Annotated in this window: 3 protein-coding genes; all 3 read right to left on the reverse strand. The window is 43.9% G+C overall.

The features are described from left to right. Nucleotides 1-20: 20 nt before the first annotated feature. On the reverse strand, nt 21-542 hold the full coding sequence (locus AB4653_RS21730; protein ID WP_009848737.1) for an NADPH-dependent FMN reductase: 522 nt from the start codon (nt 540-542) through the stop codon (nt 21-23). Between the two features lie 188 nt (nt 543-730). Beyond that, complete coding sequence (locus tag AB4653_RS21735; protein ID WP_009848738.1) at nt 731-994, reverse strand: YfcL family protein; 264 nt, start codon at nt 992-994, stop codon at nt 731-733. 9 nt (nt 995-1,003) lie between these two features. Next, on the reverse strand, nt 1,004-1,362 hold a 359-nt coding region (locus AB4653_RS21740; protein ID WP_372105334.1), incomplete at its 5' end, for an elongation factor P hydroxylase.

Here is a 1,362-nt window from a genome sequence, read left to right on the forward strand (position 1 = left end):
TGTTCTAAATTGAACGATGTTTACAGCTTAGCAACCGCATCTTTGATCTGCTGAGCAATCTCTTCGTTGCTGATAGCGCCAGACTCAAAATCAAAGTTATCGTAGAAGCTAGGCACTGAAAGCGATGCTTTAACGTTACCACCAAAGTACGGAGCCGAACCAGTTGCTGCGCCAAGTACTGTTTGTGCGCCACCAGGGCCTGGTGATGTCGCTAAGTAAACCGCAGGTTTCTCGCCAAATACTGAACGCTCAATGCGTGTCGCCCAGTCAAATAGGTTTTTGTACGCCGCTGGGTAGTGGCCGTTGTGCTCAGCGAAAGAGATAACAAATGCGTCAGCTTCTGCTAGGTCACGTAAGAATGCTTGAGCACCTTCCGCTTGGCCAATCTCTTTTTCAGTGTCTTCACTGAACATAGGAACGTTGTAATCGTTGATGTTTAGAACTTTGACTTCAGCACCTTCAATCAAGTTAGCTGCGTAAGTTGCTAGAGTTTTGTTGATAGAGGTAGAGCTGGTGCTTGCGCCAAATGCGATAACTTTCATGATGTGACCTTTTCTGTGATTCCGTTAAGTGGGATTAGAATAACGTAGTCAGAAAATGGAACCATCACAAGGATTGAACGGACTCATTCAAAAAATTCGAATGAGTCTCAAATTATTGGTTCGCTCAAAAATGAGGAGGGAGAATTGTGAGCGAATAGCGCTAGACGAATAATGCTAAACGACTAAAATTAAGCTTGGTTTTGCAGCTCAACCCAAAGGTCATTAACGATCGTACGATCGGCTGGCGTCAATTCAGAACGTGCGTCTTCTAGGCTCTTCTCAATACGCAACTTAACTTCTGCTACGTCTTCAATGCCGTCTTCTTCACATGAAGCTACTGAAAGAGAAATATGACCACGTAAGTAACCACCAGCAAACAGTTCATCATCTGATGCGTTTTCAATGCGAGCATCAATTAATTCAAGTAGTTTTTCTTCAAATTCGATAATCATAATATTCTCTTATTTCACAATAAATTGGCTAGTACATAAAGGTTCTACATCGTAGAAGCTGCGTAATGCTTCAGAGAGCATTTTCACGCGAGGCGGCAGACCAGCTTCAAAGATACCCATGACTTCGCTGTGTACTTTATTCATAAAGGCCAAACGATCTGGCTCAAAATCGCCGTGTAGATTGTCACAGCTAACATTAAAAGGAAAGCCTGCGCTGGTCGCAATGATCCATTCATACGCTTGTGGGCGAATTTCCACTTTTTCAAACTCAGCTTGAACCGACTCAGTTCGGCCATCAGGCTCATACCAGTAACCAAAATCTTCCAATAAGCGACGCTCAGGACCAGCCACACACCAGTGCGCTATCT

The sequence above is a fragment of the Vibrio sp. 10N.222.48.A3 genome, from assembly GCF_041475345.1.
In the GTDB taxonomy this organism is placed as follows: domain Bacteria; phylum Pseudomonadota; class Gammaproteobacteria; order Enterobacterales; family Vibrionaceae; genus Vibrio; species Vibrio tasmaniensis_A.

Excerpts from the sequence above, each read along its gene's own strand:
- AB4653_RS21730 (WP_009848737.1), bottom strand. The coding sequence starts at position 542 with ATGAAAGTTATCGCATTTGGCGCAAGCACCAGCTCTACCTCTATCAAC.
- AB4653_RS21735 (WP_009848738.1), bottom strand. The coding sequence starts at position 994 with ATGATTATCGAATTTGAAGAAAAACTACTTGAATTAATTGATGCTCGC.